Here is a 16,023-nt window from a genome sequence, read left to right as displayed (position 1 = left end):
CACGGACGTCGGCACGGCAAATCATGCCGCACTTTATGCCGCACACCGCACCGCCAATCGCAGCCGAGCCTCACCCGCCTCCTCGCATCGCGCGCCCTGCCGGGTTATAGTCTGGCGGGGCGCACGCCACGCGAACGCACGCTGCGCGCGCACGGTGCGTCGCATCCATCCCGGTCCCGCGCCGATTTTCGACATCAATCCGCACGGGCGGCCCGCCGGGCCGCTTTGCATCCGATGCGCTCAAACACCGATCGATGGCTTCGTTGATTCTCGTTCTCGCCTGCCTCCTCGCGGGCGCCGCGCTCGCGCGGAGCAAGCGCCTGCCGGACAACTTCCCGGCCAGCCTCAATTACTTCGTGATCCAGATTTCATTGCCCGCGCTCGTGCTGCAGCACCTGCACAAGATTGCGTTCGCCGCGGACGTGCTGTGGCTGTTCGCGACGCCCGCGATCGTGTTCGCGGCGACGGCCGCGCTCGCGCTCGCCGCCGGCGCGCTGCTGCGTCTCGACAAGGCGACGGTCGGCTGCCTCATGCTCGTCTGCGGCACGAGCAACACGTCGATCGTCGGCGTGCCGGTCGTGCAGGCGCTGATCGGGAGCGCCGCGGTCGGCCACGCGCTCGTCGTCGACCAGGCGAACTTCATCGTGATGTGCACGGTGGGCCTCGTCGCCGCCGACGTGTACGCGGGCAGCGCGACGAGCTGGCGCGGCGTCGCGCGGCAGCTTGCCGGCTACCGGCCGATTCAGGCGATGGCGCTTGCGCTGCTGCTGCGGCCGGTGCCATTTCCGACCGTCGTCGAGGACGTGCTGGCCGCGCTCGGCGCAACCCTCACGCCGATCGCGATGATCTCGGTGGGCGCGAGCTTCAGCGTGCGCCACGCGCGCGACGCCGCGCGCAATTTTCTGGTCGGAATCGGCTTCAAGCTGCTCGTCGTGCCGGCGATCGTGCTCGCGTGCGGGCTCTACGTGTTCTCGCAGCGGGGCGTGCCGCTCACCGTCGCGCTCGTGCAGGCGACGATGCCGCCGATGATCATCGCGGGGCTCATCGCGATCGACAAGAAACTCGATCCGCCGCTCGCGGGCGCGCTGATGACGCTGGGCGTGCCGGCGTCGATCGCCGCCGCGTGGCTATGGCGCGGCGTGCTGCCTTATTGAAGAACGGCACGAAACGGCCGTTTTATTTGTTTCGCAACACGAACTATTTCTACGCGCCGCAACCGGAGCGAAGGATGCATCGCCTCGTCGATCGAACGCCCAAACACGAACGCCCAAATGCGCGGCGCGCCGGCGCTCGCGCAACCGTCATGCGTTGTCGGGCAACAGGCGATGCATTTCATGGAACACCATGTCGGCGCGCGCTGCGATCGTCAGCGGCACGCCGAACGTGGCGAAGCCAAGCGATTCGTAGAAGCCGCGCGCCGAATCGCGCGCGGTGCACCAGACGACCTTTCCGTTCTGCCGCTGCGCGTGCTCGATGCACGCATGCATCAGCCGCGTGCCGACGCCCTGCCCCTGCATGAACGGCTCGACGGCCACGCCGCGCAGCCGCCATGCGCCGTCCGCCGGGAAATCGCGGAACGGCTGCCGGCAGATCGTCGCGACGGCGACAATCCCGTCCGACGTCCGGGCCGCGAGATGAAGCGTCGCGTCGTGGTCGTCGCACGGAAAGCGGCTTGCATTCTCGTCCCCATCCAGCAGGATTCGGGCCCGGAGCGGCAACACGGACGCAACCGGGACGGTCACGATGGAATACGACTGTTGATCGACGCACATCGGCTGTTTACGAAAAAATTGATTGACTCATTCTAAATCCGTGAAAGATTTCGATCGCGAAAAAATATTTGTTGTTCGCCCCCGCCAATACGGTTAATCTAAATAAATGCTGCTCGCGTCATTAAATTCAAGCAAGCAATCTGCGATCACAGATAATGGAGAAAATCTCGTCCGATACGGGAAGCGCCTATGACGAGATCCGCTCGCGGATCTTCGACGGCCGGTTGTCGCCCGGGCAGAAAATCTCTCACCGGGGCCTCGCGCACGAACTGGGCGTCGGGCAGATGCCGGTGCGCAGCGCGCTGCAATTGCTCGCGTCGGAAGGGCTCGTCAACATCGTCGACAAGAGCGGCACCTTCGTCAACGAGCCGACGCGCGACGATCTGCGCGAAATCTACGAGTTGCGGCTCGCGCTCGAAAGCACCGCCGCGTATCTCGCGGCGCGCGGCGGCGCAACGGACCGCCTGTCGCGCTCGCACACGCAGATGCGCAGGCTCGTCGACGAAAACATCGCCGACATCATGACCGAGCAGAAAATCGGCTGGGTCTTTCATGACGAAATATTCAAGGCGGCGCGCAACGACCGGCTATTTACGACATACAAGCTGCTGCGCGCGCAAACGCACGCGCTGAATGAACTGCCGCGCAGCGATTTCGCGACGGTCAGGCGCGGCACGCTCGAACATTTGGAGATTTACGCGGCCATCGACGCACGGGACGCGGAAACGGCGCGACGCCGGATGTGGAATCACGTGATCGACGGTACTCCGGACAGAATCCGGTTAATTCGAGCTCAATATGACACTGGCCAATAAAAAAATCCCGTTGCCGCTACAGATGATCCTCGGCCTCGCGCTCGGCGTGGTTTTCGGCCTGCTCGCGCCCGCCGCGAGCCGCGACCTGGCCTTCATTTCGACGCTGTTCGGCCACGCGATCAAGATGGTCGTGCTGCCGCTGATCCTGCTGTCGGTTACGCTCGGTGCATTCCGCGCGGGCACGCAGCGCGGCCGGCTCGGCAAGACGGCCGCGTTCAGCCTCGTGTTCTTCGTGCTGATGACGGTGATCGCCGCGTCGCTCGGCCTCGCGCTCAACTGGCTGTTCAGGCCCGGCATCGGCGCGAGCCACGCGCAAACGGCCGCGATGCCGGCGAATCTCGCAAGCGGCATCGACTGGATGAAGTTCCTGACCGACATGATCCCGTCGAACATCGTCGGCGCGCTCGCGGCCGGCAATTCGCTGCCGGTGCTCGTGTTTGGCGTGCTGCTCGGCTGCGCGCTCGCTGCGGTCGAGGACCGCGCGGCGCCGTTCGTCGCCGTCTGCGAATCGATGCTCGCCGCGTTCTTCAAGATGACCGAGTGGGTCGTGTCGCTGTCTCCCATTGCGATCTTTGCTGCGATTGCAGTATTGCTGTCGTCGAAGGGGCTTGCCGCAATGACGCCGCTCGCGAAGCTGCTCGGCATTGCGTATCTCGGCATGGCGGTCCTCGCCGCGTGGCTCACGCTGATCGTCAAGCTCGCCGGCCAATCGCCGCGCGCGGTCGTGCGCAAGGTGAGCGAGCCGCTGATCCTCGGCTTCACGACGCGCTCGTCCGAAATCACGTTCCCCGTGCATCTGAAGAAGCTCACGGAGATGGGCGTGCCGTCGTCGGTTGCGTCGACCGTGCTGCCGCTGTCGTACATCTTCAATCGCGAAGGCGCGGTGCTCTATACGGTGCTCGCGGTCTGCTATCTCGCCGACGCCTATCAGCTCGCGTGGAGCTGGCCGCTGATGATCACGATCGCAGTCCTGACGATCATCACGATCGACGGCGCCGCGAACGTGCCGTCGGGCGCGGTCGTCGCGATCACGGTGATCCTCGCCGCGATCGGGCTGCCTGCCGATGCGGTGCTGCTGATTCTCGGCGTCGACGCGTTCTTCGACATGGGCCGCACCGCGCTGAACGTCTACGCGAGCACTGTCGCGACGACGCTCGCAAGCCGCGTGTCCGGCGTCGCGCCCGAAGTCGCGGATGCCGTGACGGCGCACGCGTCGCGCGTTTGACGTGCGTTTGACAACAGTTTTTTGCAGGAAGATTTTTTTGCGAGCGTGACGCTCGGCGGTTCGGGAGGTGCGGCACGCCGTGCGTGCAGAAGCACGCACGGCGTGCCGCCTCGCATGACACCGCTCGCGCGATTGTAGTTCCGTCTGCGAGTATTTCTGGCCCTCGGATGCAGGCGGTTACGCAGTCCCTGTCGCCCTACGCTGGGACTGCGCTTTTTATTGTCGACCAGCAGCGCAACGAGACGGTGGTGCCCCGTCTCATGCGCCGCTGCCAAGTGTAAGTCGAGGCCGCTGCGCGCGAAACAAAAATCGCGCGATAGCATGTACTCCAGGCCGATTCCGGCACGCATGCCGCCTGCGCGCCGCCGATGCGAAGCGGCGGCCGCGTGCCCCGCGCATCCATCGCGAATGCCGCCCGTCACGCGACGGGCGCTGCATGCTTGCGCCCGTCGCGTCCGCGCGGCTCTCAGGCTCTCAGGCTCCGATTCTCCCATTCCCCGGCTCTCGAACGTCCTCGCGCTAGCGCACGCGATTCCGCCGACACTCGGGGCTCGCTCGCGTACGCCGTCGGCATGCCCGAAGGCACGCCGCATGCTCAACGCGCCGCGACGTCCTGCTTGCGCGGATCGCGCGAGCCGAGCGCCACATCGCTGCCCCAGCCGCCGCCGAGCGCCCGAATCAGGTTGACCGTCGACACCGCCTGCGTGCCCGTCAACTGGTTCGATTGCAATTGCGATTCGAGCACCGAGCGCTCGCTGTCGATCACGTCGAGATAGCTGACCGCGCCTTCCTGATACTGCGTGCGCGACAGCGTCGCCGCGCGCCGCGACGCGTTGACCGCGTCGCTCTGCGCACGGATCTGATCGTCGAGCAGACGCAGATCGGCGAGGTTGTCCTCGACTTCGCGGAACGCGACGAGCACCTGCTGCCGATAGTTCGCGACTTCCTCGTCATACTTCGCGCGCGCCTGCGCGACGCCCGCGCTGCGGCGCCCGCCGTCGAAGATCGGCAGCGTGAGCGCCGTGCCCGCGAACGGCCCGAGCAGGAACGTGCGGCTCGACCACAGGAACAGATTGCCGAGCGTCGCTGCTTCATAGCCAAACGAACCCGTGATGTCGAGCTTCGGGAAGTACGCGGACTTCGCCAGGCCGACGCGCGCGTTCGCGGCCATCATCGCGCGCTCGGCCGCCGCGATGTCCGGCCGCCGTTCGAGCAATGCCGACGGCAGCCCCGCCGGCACGCGCACCGCGACCGGCACGATCGGCCTCTCCTTGAACGCGAAATCCGCGGGCGCCTTGCCAAGCAGGATCGCCAGCGCATGCTCGGACGCGGCGCGCCGCCGCGCGACGCCGACCGCATCCGCCTGCGCGGTCGCGAGTTCGTTCTTCGCGCGCGACACGTCGAGCTCGCTGATGTCGCCTTCGCTGAAGCGGCGCTGCACGAGCTTCAGCGCTTCCCCGCGCAACTCGACGGTGCGGCGGTACAGATCCTGGTCCGAATCAAGCCGGCGCAGCTCGAAGTAGTTCTGCGCGACGTCCGCCTGCAAGGCGAGCTGCACCGAGCGGAACAGCGCCTGGCTCTGCGCTTCGTCCGCGCGCGACGCTTCGACGTTGCGGCCGACGCGCCCGAACAGGTCCGCCTCGTATGACACGGTGCCCTGAGCGCGCCAGAGCGTCGCCGTGGTCGGGCCGCTGCCCTGGGGCTGAAACTGCGACGCGGACGACAGGCCCTCGCGCGTCGGCCCGAAGCCCGCGCCCACTTGCGGGAACCACTGCGAGCGCGCGGCGCGGGTCGCCGCGCGCGCCTGCTCGACGCGCGCCGCCGCGGCCTTCAGGTTCTGGTTCGCGGCGAGCGCCTGTTCCTCGAGCGCGTCGAGCGCGGGGTCGCCGAATACCCGCCACCATTCGCCGCGATGCGCTTCGTCGGCGGGCTCGGCCGCCTTCCAGGTGCCGGCCTGCTCGCCCGGCGAGAGCGCCGGCGCTTCCTTGAACGCGGCGGGCGTCGCGACGTCCGGCCGCTTGTAGTCGGGCCCGACCGCGCACGCGGCGAGCAGCGCGACGAGCAGCCCGCTCGCCGCCGCGATCTTCGCGACGCGCGCGATGCGTTCGTTGATGTTGGTCTCGTTCATCTTTCTATCCTCAAGCGTCCGGAGCCGGCACGCCGTAGCCCGCCGAATCCTTCTGCGCGACGTGAATCTTGCCGCCCGCGAGCGTGCGCAGCACCACATAGAACACCGGCGTCAGCATCAGGCCGAACAGCGTCACGCCCAGCATCCCGAAGAACACCGCGACGCCCATCGCATGCCGCATCTCCGCGCCCGCGCCGGTCGACAGCACGAGCGGCACGACGCCCATGATGAACGCGATCGACGTCATCAGGATCGGGCGCAGCCGCAGCCGGCTCGCCTCGACGGCCGCCTCGAACGGCGTCTTGCCGTCATGCTCGAGCTCGCGCGCGAACTCGACGATCAGGATCGCGTTCTTCGCGGACAGCCCCACCAGCACCATCAGGCCGATCTGCGTGAAGATGTTGTTGTCGCCCTGCGTGAGCCACACGCCCGTGAGCGCCGACAGGATGCTCATCGGCACGATCAGGATCACCGCGAGCGGCAGCGTCAGGCTTTCGTATAGCGCGGCGAGCACGAGGAACACGAGCAGCACGCTGATCGGAAACACCCAGAACGCCGAATCGCCCGCGAGGATCTGCTGGTACGTGAGGTCGGTCCACTCGAACTTCACGCCGCGCGGCAGCGTCTGCGCCGCGATCCGCTCGACGGCCGCCTGCGCCTGGCCCGACGAGTAGCCGGGCGCGGGCCCGCCGTTCACGTCGGCCGCCGTGTACGCGTTGTAGCGCACGACCATCTCGGGGCCGAACGTCGGCGACACCGTGACGAGCGACGACAACGGCACCATCTCGCCCGCCGCGTTGCGCGTCTTCAACTGCAGGATGTCGTCCGCGCGCTGGCGGAACGGCGCATCCGCCTGCACGCGCACCTGGTACACGCGGCCGAAGCGGTTGAAGTCGTTCACGTACAGCGAGCCGAGATAGATCTGCATCGTGTCGAACACGTCGGTCACGTTCACGCCGAGCTGCTTCGCCTTCACGCGGTCGAGATCGACGTTCAACTGAGGCACGTTGATCTGGTAGCTCGTGAACAGCGGCCCGAGCTCGGGCGCCTGCTGCGCGCGCTTGATGAAGTCGTTCGTCGCGTCCGCGAGCCGCGCGTAGCCAACCGCGCCGCGATCCTCGATCTGCATCTTGAAGCCGCCCAGCGTGCCCAGGCCGAGCACGGGCGGCGGCGGGAACACCGCGACGAACGAATCCTTGATCGCCGCGTACTGCTGGTTCAGCGCGCCCGCGATCGCGCCCGCCGACAATGCCTTGCCGTGACGCTGATCGAACGGCTTCAACGTGACGAACACGATGCCCGCGCTCGAGCTGTTCGTGAATCCGTTCACCGACAGCCCCGGGAACGCGACCGCGCTCTCGACGCCCGGCTGCTTCAGCGCGATCGCGCCCATGTCGCGGATCACCTTCTCGGTGCGGTCGAGCGACGCGCCGTTCGGCAGTTGCGCGAACGCGATCAGATACTCCTTGTCCTGCGCGGGCACGAAGCCGCCCGGCACGATCCGTGACACCATCACGGTCGCGCCGACGAGCACGAGATACACGCCGAGCATCACCGCCTTTCTCGACAGCACGCCGCGCACGCCGCGCCCATAGTTCTCCGCGCCGCGGTGGAACACCTTGTTGAAGCCGCGGAAGAATCCGCCGAGCACGCGATTCATCGCGCGCGTGAGCCAATCTTCCTTGTCGCCGTGGCCCTTGAGCAGGATCGCGGACAGCGCGGGCGACAGCGTCAGCGAGTTGAACGCCGAGATCACCGTCGAGATCGCGATCGTCATCGCGAACTGCTTGTAGAACTGGCCCGTCAAGCCCGACATGAACGCGAGCGGCACGAACACGGCGACGAGCGTGAGCGCGATCGCGATGATCGGCCCGCTCACTTCCTGCATCGCCTTGTAGGTGGCGGCCTGCGCGGTGAGTCCGTTCTCGATGTTCCGCTCGACGTTCTCGACGACGACGATCGCATCGTCGACGACGATCCCGATCGCGAGCACCATCCCGAACAGCGACAGCGCATTGATCGAATAGCCGAACAGCAGCAGCAGCGAGAACGTGCCGACGATCGACACCGGCACCGCGATCAGCGGAATGATCGATGCGCGCCACGTCTGCAGGAACACGATCACGACGATCACGACGAGCGCGATCGCCTCGAGCAGCGTGTGCACGACTGCCTTGATCGACGAGCGCACGAACTGCGTCGGGTCATAGACGATCTTGTAGTCGACGCCCGCCGGGAAGTCCTGCTTGAGCTCGGCCATCGTCTTGCGCACTTCGTCGGAGATCGCGAGCGAGTTCGCGCCCGGCGACTGGTTGATCGCCATCGCGACGGCCGGCTTGTTGTCGAGCAGCGAGCGCAGCCCGTACTCGGACGCGTCGAGCTCGATCCGCGCGATGTCGCGCAGGTGCGTGACGCCGCCGTCCGGCGCGGTCTTCACGACGATGTCGCCGAACTCGTCTTCGTTCTGCAAGCGCCCGCGCGCGTTCACCGAGAGCTGCAGCGGCGTGCCCGGCAGCGTCGGCGACGCGCCGATCACGCCGGCGGCGACCTGCACGTTCTGCTCGCGGATCGCGCGCACGACGTCGTCGGCCGTCAGGTTGCGCTGCGCGACCTTCTGCGGATCGAGCCACACGCGCATCGCGTAGTCGCCCGCGCCCCAGAGCTGCACCTGGCCGACGCCCTGGATGCGCGACAGGCGATCCTTCACGTTGATGAGCGCGTAGTTGCGCAGATACGTCATGTCGTAGCTGTCGTTCGGCGAGATCAGGTGCACGACCATCGTCAGCGTCGGCGAGCTCTTGACCGTCGTGATCCCGAGCCGCTGCACGTCTTCCGGCAGGCGCGGCAGCGCCTGGTTCACGCGGTTCTGCACGAGCTGCGTGGCCTTGTCCGGATCGGTGCCGAGCTTGAACGTGACGGTGATCGTCATGTTGCCGTCGCTGTTCGCCTGCGACTGCATGTACAGCATGTCCTCGACGCCGTTGATCTGCTCCTCGAGCGGCGACGCGACCGTCTCGGCGATCACCTTCGGGTTCGCGCCAGGGTACTGCGCCTTGACGATCACGGACGGCGGCACGACTTCCGGATACTCGGAAATCGGCAGCAGGAACATCGCGATCATCCCGGCGAGCAGGATGATGACCGACAGCACCCCTGCGAAGATCGGTCGATCGATGAAGAATTTCGATATGTTCATGGAAGGCTCTATCTGATTGGGCGCGCTGGCGCGGCGGGCGCTCCGAGGAAGCGTCCGGGCGTCACGCGCGCGCGTTGCCTTGAGCGGCCTGCGCACGCTGCACGCCGCCCGCGACAGGCGTCGCGGCGGCAGCGTCGTCGCCGCCCGTCATCGGCACGAGATGCGGCTTCACCTGCTCGCCCGGCCGCACGCGCTGCGTGCCGTTCACGACGATCCGGTCGCCCGCCGCCAGGCCGCCCGCGATCACGCGCTGGTTGCCGTGCTGCGCGCCGAGCTGCACTTCGCGATACGACACGCGGCCCTGCTGGTCGACGACGAACACGAACTTCTTGTCCTGGTCGGTGTTGATCGCCGCGTCGTCGATGAGGAGCGCCGGATGCGGCGCGCTGCCGCCCACCTTCACGCGCGCGTAGAGGCCGGGGACGAGCGCGCCGTCCTGATTGTCGAAGCGCGCGCGCACGCGGATCGTGCCGGACGACGTGTCGAGCCGGTTGTCGACCGAATCGATCACGCCCTGCCGCGAGTAGCCGCTCTCGTTCGCGAGGCCGAGCTCGACGGGCACCTTGCGGCCGTCCTTCGCGCCGCCGATGTATTGCAGGTAGGTCTGCTCGTCCGCGTCGAACGACGCGTAGATCGGCGACACCGACACGAGCGTCGTGAGCGGCGCGGCCGACGCGCCCGCCGACACGACGTTGCCGAGCGTGATCTCCGCGCGCGACACGCGGCCCGACACGGGCGCCGTGATCCGCGTGTAGCCGAGGTTGATCCGCGCGGTCTCGAGCGCGGCGTCGGCCGCCTTCAGGTTCGCCGACGCCTCGCGCGCGGCGTTCTGCTTCTCGTCGTAGTCGCGCTTGGCGATCGCGTTGTCGCCGATCAGGCGCTGCGCGCGCTGCCAGTCGCTCTGCGCGTAGCCGTTGCGGGCCTGCGCGGCGGCGAGCTGCGCGGCCGCGCGATCGACTTCGGCCTGATACGGACGCGGATCGATCACGAACAGCACGTCGCCCTTCTTCACGAGCGCGCCGTCCTTGAAGTTCACCGACACGATCGTGCCGGACACGAGCGGACGCACGTCGACCTTCTCGACCGCCTCGAGGCGTCCCGAGTAGGACTGCCAGTCGGTGATCGTCTTCGACAGCACGGTCGCGACGTCGACCTCCGGCAGCGGCGCCGCCGATTTCTCCGGCGCGCTCGCGTTCACGCGGATCGCGCCGAACGTGCCGAGGCCCGCGATGACGACGACCGCGAGCGCCGCGGCCGCGATCCGCGAACGGGAAGTACGCAAGATAGCCATGAAAAAACCCCCAAGTTGTCGGTTGTTCTGGATTCGGATGAAAACGGCTTCAGCCCGGAAAACCCGCGCTGAAGCGGAACTGGAAGAATCGCGCCACCTCTTCGAGCGCGCTCGCGTGGTCGGCGAGCGCCGCGTGCGACACGTCCCGGTAGCGGACCACCTGCGTCGGCACGCCCGCGTCGATCAGGCAGCTCGCGTATTTCTCGGCCTCGACATGCAGCACGTCGTTCTGCGCGGTGGCGACGAGCGTCGGCGGCAGCCCCGCGAGGCGCACCGATTCGAGCGGCGCCGCGTATGGATGCATTCGCTGCGACGGCTGCGGCAGGTATGCGCGGTAGCACGCGGCGCACTCCTGCGCGGTCGTGTCGGACGACACGAGACGCGCCGCGTCGGCGAGCCGCGTGAGACTCGGGTCGAGCATCGGGCCGATCAGCGCCTGCGCGGCAATGCGGATCTCGCCGCGATCGCGCGCGATGAACGCGAGGCAGTTCGCGAGCTGGCCGCCTGCGTCGTGCCCCGCCACGCCGATCTTGCGCGGATTGCCGCCGAACGCGCGCGCGCGCGCCTCGGCCCAGCGCGCCGCGCAGTACGCGTCTTCCGGCGCGGCCGGAAACGGGTGCCGCGGCGCGAGCGAATAATCGACCGACACGACGAGCGCCGGCACGTGCTCGGCGAGATGGCGCGCGGCGCGATCGGCGTCGTCGAGTGCGCCGCGCACGAAGCCGCCGCCGTGGAAATAAAGCACGACCGGCAGCGAGGACTTGTCGGGGCGCCGATACAGACGCAGCGCGATGTCCTGCGCGTAGCCGCCGATCACGACGTCCGACACCGCGAGCGCCGGCCGCACGCGTGCGCTTTCGGCGCTCGTGCCCGTGATTTGGCGGCGGAAATCGAATGCATCCATGACGTGTATTGCGCAGCGTCGCGCGTCCATTGCGAGATGGATCGCATTCTGGGTCCGGCAGACATCGGGATAAATGCCTATAATCCGGCAACACAATTCACGTCCTCTGAACAATCATCGGCTGCGTCGCCTTCATCGGTGTCGCGGCCTGCATCTGTTCGGGGTGCAAATATCGCGGAGGTAGAGTAATGGACCGGCTGCAGGCCATGCAGGTGTTTACGCGCGTCGTCGATACGAACAGCTTTACCAAAGCGGCCGAGACGCTCGGGCTGCCGCGCGCGTCGGTGACGACGATCATCCAGAATCTAGAGGCTTTCCTCGGCGTGCGGCTGATGCACCGGACGACGCGCCGGCTGTCGCTCACGCCCGACGGCGCCGCGTACTACGAGCGCTGCGTGCGGATTCTCGCGGACGTCGAGGAAACCGAGGCGAGCTTCCAGGTCAACAACCGAAAGCCGCACGGCAAGCTGCGGGTCGACATGCCGGGCTCGATCGGACGCCTGATCGTGATCCCTTCTCTGTGCGAATTCCATTCGCGCTACCCGGATATCGACCTGCAGATCGGCCTGACGGACCGGCCGGTCGATCTGCTGCAGGAAGGCGTCGACTGCGTGATCCGCGTCGGCGCGCTGCAGGATTCGTCACTCGTCGCGCGCCGGGTCGGGCTGTTCGAGGGCACGACGGTCGCGTCGCCCGCGTATCTCGAGAAGTACGGCGAGCCGCAGACGATCGAGGCGCTCGCGCAGCACAAGGCCGTCAACTACTTCTCGAGCCGCACCGGGCGCACGATCGACTGGGCGTTCCTGATCGACGGCAAGGAAGTCGAGGTGAAGATGAACGGCCTCGTGTCGGTCAACGACGCGGATGCATACGTGACTTGCGGGATCGAAGGCTTCGGGCTGATCCAGCCGCCGCTCTTCATGGTGCTGCCGCACCTGCGCAACGGCACGCTGAAAGAGGTGCTGCCGGGCCACAAGCCGCTGCCGATGCCGATTTCGGTCGTCTATCCGCACAGCCGGCATCTGTCGCCGAAGGTGCGCGTGTTCGTCGACTGGGTCGCCGAGATCTTCGAGCGCTGCCCGCTGCTGAGCGGCCGCAAGGGGCTCGATGCGGCGTGCAGCAAGCGCACGTTCGAGGAAGCCGAGCGCGCGCCGTCGCTCGACACGCCGGTGTTGAACGAGTGGGTGGCTTGAGCGGCGAGTCGCGTGGGCGAATGCGCGCGCCGGCACCGCGCGCGCTCGTCAATTCATCATATGTTTGCGTGGCCGGCAAACAGCTTGCAAGAAGTGCGTCCAATTGAAAGCGCGCCGATCGGCCGTCATCACCCATCGAACGCCTCACCGCTTCGCGTGAATGATCCGCGGCGCGGCTATCCGATCGAAACGCACGCGCGATACGGCACGTCGTCGCATGCCGTCGCGTACTCAAAAAACCCTTGCCGACGTCACGGACTCCGATTGTTCCATCCTCGCGACAATTCAATTCGCGGCATCGCCATTTATCGCCGCGGCGCACGCTTCTAAAGTACAGCCTGTCGCGCACCGCTTCCACGTGCGCATCGAATCGACAGGAGGTCACATCATGAAACGCAGCAGTCTTCTCGCCGCCGCCTTCGCGCTCGCCGTTGCCGCGCCGGCATTCGCGGACGGCGGGATCGGCCCTGCGGGCAGCTACGGCGACACGTCGTGGCACGGTCACGGCACCCGCACGCGCGCCGAAGTCCGCGCGGAACTCGAACAGGCGCAACGCGACGGCACGCTCGCCGCGCTGCGCAAGTCGATGTCGTACGCGCCGCCCGGCGCCGAGCTTGTCGCGCAACGCCCGTACCGCCCGGACCCCGACGCGAACCAGCTCGCGGGCGCGGGCCGGTAAACGCGACGCGCCGCGCATCGCAACCGATGCGCGGCGCGTCGTCCTGCATGCAGCCGCTTCATTCGTCAGCGTGAGATCACGATCATGAACAGCCCGATTCCATCACAGCTCGATCACTGGGACGACAGCACGCCCGTCTGGAAACCGTTCCGCTCGAGCTCGCCGTCGCGCTGACCGGCGCTGATGGCGCGCGTCGCGCGCGCCGCATTCGTCAGCGGCGCGGCACGCCGTCCTTCCATTCGCTCCAGTGCGTGACGATGTCCTGCACGAGCGGATTGCCGGCGCGATACAGGTTCTCGGTCGCGAGCGGGAAGCCGCCCTGGTCCGCGTAGTTCAGCAGATTGTCGGCGCTCGTCTGGCCTTGATACGGGCGATCGAAGTCCGAGCCGGTGCGCAGCACCGCGACGCGGCTCAGGTCGACGCGGTTCACGCCCGCCGCGCGCTTGAGCGCTTCGAACGTCGCGTTGTCTTCCTGCGCGGTCATGCAGTACGTGCCCTTGTTGTCGGTGAGGATTTTCGTCCACTGGCGCGCGCGCTCGCCGAGCAGCGTGCCGGAAAACCACGTGTTGCCCGACGACGTGTCGCAGCGGGTCACGACGGGCGGCTGGTTCGCGGGCGCGTAGTTGAACTTCGCCCGCGCGGCCTGCGCCTGCGCGCTGTCGGCGAGCTGCACGTTGCGCGACAGCGCATACGCGGCGTCCGCGAGCTTGCCGTTCAACTGGAACACTTCGGTGCGGTAGTCGAGCGGCGGCTTGTCGTTCGGGCTCCTCGTGTTGATGCCGAGATAGCCGCCGTTCCAGCTCGCGGGAATCTCGCGCGCGTCGAGTTCCCATTGCAGGCCGAAATCGACGAGGTACTTCGCCCACGCGGCGGTGCCGAGCGTGCCGCGCGCCGGATCGACGCCCGCGATGCCCGAGATCAGGAAGTACGTCTGCCGCAGATCGAAGCGGCGCGAGAACGTGAGCGCCATGATCGTCGACGCGGCGTTCGCATAGCCCATGCCCGTCGTGACGACGCACACGTCCTGCCTGTTGCAATGCACGTCCGGGTAGTCGGGCGACAGGCCGGGCACCGCGACGCTCTTCCACGGGCCGAGACGATCGAGCCACGCCTGGCCCTCCGGGCCGAACATCGAGATGATCATCACCTTCACCGGGCGGCCCTGGGCACCGGCTTCGGCGAATGCGTCGCCGTTGTTCTGCGCGACGGACGGCGCCGTCGCGCACGCGGCAAGCGAAAACACGGCGGCGGAAAGTATCGAGCGAGTCAGCATTAGCGTTCCTTATTAAAAATGAGTTCGATGAGAACGGCATTCGAGACTGCGCGAGCAGTATAAAGGAGGTCAATATCCGGACGTGAGCGAAAGCGGCGGCGTATCCGGATACGGCAGCGGCAACGGTCTTGTCGCCACCGCGAGCCGATGCGGGCGGCGAAAGCCGGCCGCCTCGCGCCCGTCCTGAGCGCGTGGCCGCTCGCGCCGTCGCCGATGCATCTCGTCTACGCGCAGGACCGTCGCCGACGGCCAAGCTGCGCAGCGCGATCGATTTCCTGCTGGCGAAATTCGGCGAACGCGACAAACGCTGACGCGCGCGCGTCAGCTCACGTCGACGCGCGCCGGCCCGTCGGCCATTTCGCCGATCACCGCTGCGCGATCGAAGCCGTCGCCGGCGAAGCAGGCGAGCACCTCGTCGACCGCGTCGGGCGCGCACGCGACGAGCAGCCCGCCCGATGTCTGCGGGTCGGTCAGCAGCGCCTGCGCGACGGCGGGCAGGCCGTCGCCCAGGCGCACGTCGTGACCATACGCGGCCCAGTTGCGGCCGGACGCGCCGGTGAACACGCCGTCGGCCGCGAACGCCTCGACGCCCGCGAGCCACGGCAGCGCGCCGTAGCGCACGCGCGCGGTCAGCCCCGCGCCGCGCGCAAGCTCGAGGGTGTGGCCGAGCAGGCCGAAGCCCGTCACGTCGGTCAGCGCATGCACGCCCGGCAGCGCGGCGAGCGCCGTGCCCGGCCGATTGAGCTTCGTTGTCGTCGCGATCATCTGCGCGTAGCCTTGCGCGTCGAGCCGGTCCTTCTTCAGCGCGGCGGACAGCACGCCGACGCCGAGCGGCTTGCCGAGCACGAGCACGTCGCCCGCGCGCGCGGCCGCGTTGCGCTTCACGCGCGCCGGATGGACGACGCCAAGCGCCGCGAGCCCGTAGATCGGCTCGACCGAATCGATCGAATGGCCGCCCGCCACCGGGATGCCCGCGTCCGCGCACACCGCCTCGCCGCCGCGCAGCACCGCGGCGATCGTCTCGTGCGGCAGCACGTTGATCGGCATGCCGACGAGCGCGAGCGCGAGGATCGGCTTGCCGCCCATCGCGTAGACGTCGGACAGCGCGTTCGTCGCGGCGATGCGGCCGAAGTCGAACGGATCGTCGACGATCGGCATGAAGAAATCGGTGGTCGCGACGATCGCCTGCTCGTCGTTCAGGCGGTAGACGGCCGCGTCGTCGGACGTCTCGGTGCCTACGAGCAGATCGGGAAAGAGCGCGGGCGGCGCATTGCGCCTGAGCAGCTCCGACAGCACGCCGGGCGCGATCTTGCAGCCGCAGCCGCCGCCGTGCGACAGGCTCGTGAGGCGCGGCGGCGCCGCGTCGGTTTGCTTGGTCTCGGTCATCACCAAATCCGATAAAAGACAGAACGCTCTATTATCGACAATCCGGCGCGCAATTGCGCGCGAGCCGGCCGTGCGCCCGCCGCGCGCCCGCTGTGCTCATTTTCCGGGCGACACACGGCGCGGCATGCGACATGAGACAAGACGCGCGCCCCGCGCGAGCC

Annotated in this window: 12 protein-coding genes; 5 read left to right on the top strand and 7 right to left on the bottom strand. The window is 67.6% G+C overall.

The window, feature by feature from the left end; all coding sequences use genetic code 11:
* Positions 1-254 precede the first annotated feature (254 nt).
* Positions 255-1,154, top strand: a complete 900-nt coding sequence (locus tag WS92_RS04785; protein WP_059932377.1) for an AEC family transporter — start codon at positions 255-257, stop codon at positions 1,152-1,154.
* A gap of 147 nt (positions 1,155-1,301) precedes the next feature.
* Here WS92_RS04785 and WS92_RS04780 read toward each other — a convergent pair whose 3' ends face one another.
* Positions 1,302-1,772, bottom strand: coding sequence for a GNAT family N-acetyltransferase (locus tag WS92_RS04780; RefSeq protein ID WP_015603616.1), 471 nt, complete (start codon positions 1,770-1,772; stop codon positions 1,302-1,304).
* A gap of 155 nt (positions 1,773-1,927) precedes the next feature.
* On the opposite strand from WS92_RS04780, the gene WS92_RS04775 reads away from it, so the two are divergent.
* Positions 1,928-2,587 carry a GntR family transcriptional regulator gene (locus WS92_RS04775; protein WP_015604043.1) on the top strand — a complete coding sequence of 220 codons (660 nt, stop codon included), beginning with the start codon at positions 1,928-1,930 and terminating at the stop codon, positions 2,585-2,587.
* On the top strand, positions 2,571-3,812 hold the full coding sequence (locus WS92_RS04770) for a dicarboxylate/amino acid:cation symporter (RefSeq protein WP_059932375.1): 1,242 nt from the start codon (positions 2,571-2,573) through the stop codon (positions 3,810-3,812). Before WS92_RS04775 ends, WS92_RS04770 begins: the two co-directional genes overlap by 17 nt.
* 595 nt (positions 3,813-4,407) lie before the next feature.
* Here the strand turns inward: WS92_RS04770 and WS92_RS04765 are convergent.
* From WS92_RS04765 to WS92_RS04750, 4 genes are all read right to left on the bottom strand, one after another.
* The gene (locus tag WS92_RS04765; RefSeq protein ID WP_059932373.1) at positions 4,408-5,940 is read right to left on the bottom strand and encodes an efflux transporter outer membrane subunit; all 1,533 of its coding nucleotides are present in this window, start codon (positions 5,938-5,940) and stop codon (positions 4,408-4,410) included.
* 10 nt (positions 5,941-5,950) lie between these two features.
* Entirely contained in the window at positions 5,951-9,136 is a 3,186-nt protein-coding gene (gene ceoB / locus WS92_RS04760; RefSeq protein ID WP_059932372.1) for a multidrug efflux RND transporter permease subunit CeoB, read from the bottom strand.
* 61 nt (positions 9,137-9,197) lie between these two features.
* Positions 9,198-10,427, bottom strand: a complete 1,230-nt coding sequence (locus tag WS92_RS04755) for an efflux RND transporter periplasmic adaptor subunit (RefSeq protein ID WP_009914257.1) — start codon at positions 10,425-10,427, stop codon at positions 9,198-9,200.
* A 49-nt stretch (positions 10,428-10,476) separates the two neighbouring features.
* The gene (locus WS92_RS04750) at positions 10,477-11,331 is read right to left on the bottom strand and encodes an alpha/beta hydrolase (RefSeq protein ID WP_059932370.1); all 855 of its coding nucleotides are present in this window, start codon (positions 11,329-11,331) and stop codon (positions 10,477-10,479) included.
* A 188-nt stretch (positions 11,332-11,519) separates the two neighbouring features.
* Here WS92_RS04750 and ceoR point away from each other — a divergent pair, with 188 nt between their 5' ends.
* On the top strand, positions 11,520-12,524 hold the full coding sequence (ceoR, locus tag WS92_RS04745) for a putative multidrug efflux transcriptional regulator CeoR (RefSeq protein WP_006029017.1): 1,005 nt from the start codon (positions 11,520-11,522) through the stop codon (positions 12,522-12,524).
* 388 nt (positions 12,525-12,912) lie between these two features.
* Positions 12,913-13,203 carry a DUF4148 domain-containing protein gene (locus tag WS92_RS04740; protein WP_015603389.1) on the top strand — a complete coding sequence of 97 codons (291 nt, stop codon included), beginning with the start codon at positions 12,913-12,915 and terminating at the stop codon, positions 13,201-13,203.
* Positions 13,204-13,414: 211 nt separating this feature from the next.
* Here WS92_RS04740 and WS92_RS04735 read toward each other — a convergent pair whose 3' ends face one another.
* Positions 13,415-14,476, bottom strand: coding sequence for a purine-nucleoside phosphorylase (locus WS92_RS04735; protein ID WP_059932368.1), 1,062 nt, complete (start codon positions 14,474-14,476; stop codon positions 13,415-13,417).
* A 321-nt stretch (positions 14,477-14,797) separates the two neighbouring features.
* Positions 14,798-15,862, bottom strand: a complete 1,065-nt coding sequence (gene selD, locus WS92_RS04730; RefSeq protein WP_009914253.1) for a selenide, water dikinase SelD — start codon at positions 15,860-15,862, stop codon at positions 14,798-14,800.
* Positions 15,863-16,023 lie beyond the last annotated feature (161 nt).

Source organism: Burkholderia sp. MSMB1588 (assembly GCF_001546925.1).
Lineage (GTDB): Bacteria > Pseudomonadota > Gammaproteobacteria > Burkholderiales > Burkholderiaceae > Burkholderia > Burkholderia humptydooensis.
The sequence above is the reverse complement of the archived record's forward strand: the minus strand, read 5'-3'. Positions and strand labels throughout refer to the sequence as shown.

Excerpts from the sequence above, each read along its gene's own strand:
- ceoR (WP_006029017.1), top strand. The coding sequence starts at position 11,520 with ATGGACCGGCTGCAGGCCATGCAGGTGTTTACGCGCGTCGTCGATACG.
- WS92_RS04785 (WP_059932377.1), top strand. The coding sequence starts at position 255 with ATGGCTTCGTTGATTCTCGTTCTCGCCTGCCTCCTCGCGGGCGCCGCG.
- WS92_RS04780 (WP_015603616.1), bottom strand. The coding sequence starts at position 1,772 with ATGTGCGTCGATCAACAGTCGTATTCCATCGTGACCGTCCCGGTTGCG.
- WS92_RS04765 (WP_059932373.1), bottom strand. The coding sequence starts at position 5,940 with ATGAACGAGACCAACATCAACGAACGCATCGCGCGCGTCGCGAAGATC.
- WS92_RS04750 (WP_059932370.1), bottom strand. The coding sequence starts at position 11,331 with ATGGATGCATTCGATTTCCGCCGCCAAATCACGGGCACGAGCGCCGAA.
- ceoB (WP_059932372.1), bottom strand. The coding sequence starts at position 9,136 with ATGAACATATCGAAATTCTTCATCGATCGACCGATCTTCGCAGGGGTG.
- WS92_RS04770 (WP_059932375.1), top strand. The coding sequence starts at position 2,571 with ATGACACTGGCCAATAAAAAAATCCCGTTGCCGCTACAGATGATCCTC.
- WS92_RS04735 (WP_059932368.1), bottom strand. The coding sequence starts at position 14,476 with ATGCTGACTCGCTCGATACTTTCCGCCGCCGTGTTTTCGCTTGCCGCG.
- WS92_RS04775 (WP_015604043.1), top strand. The coding sequence starts at position 1,928 with ATGGAGAAAATCTCGTCCGATACGGGAAGCGCCTATGACGAGATCCGC.
- WS92_RS04740 (WP_015603389.1), top strand. The coding sequence starts at position 12,913 with ATGAAACGCAGCAGTCTTCTCGCCGCCGCCTTCGCGCTCGCCGTTGCC.
- WS92_RS04755 (WP_009914257.1), bottom strand. The coding sequence starts at position 10,427 with ATGGCTATCTTGCGTACTTCCCGTTCGCGGATCGCGGCCGCGGCGCTC.
- selD (WP_009914253.1), bottom strand. The coding sequence starts at position 15,862 with ATGACCGAGACCAAGCAAACCGACGCGGCGCCGCCGCGCCTCACGAGC.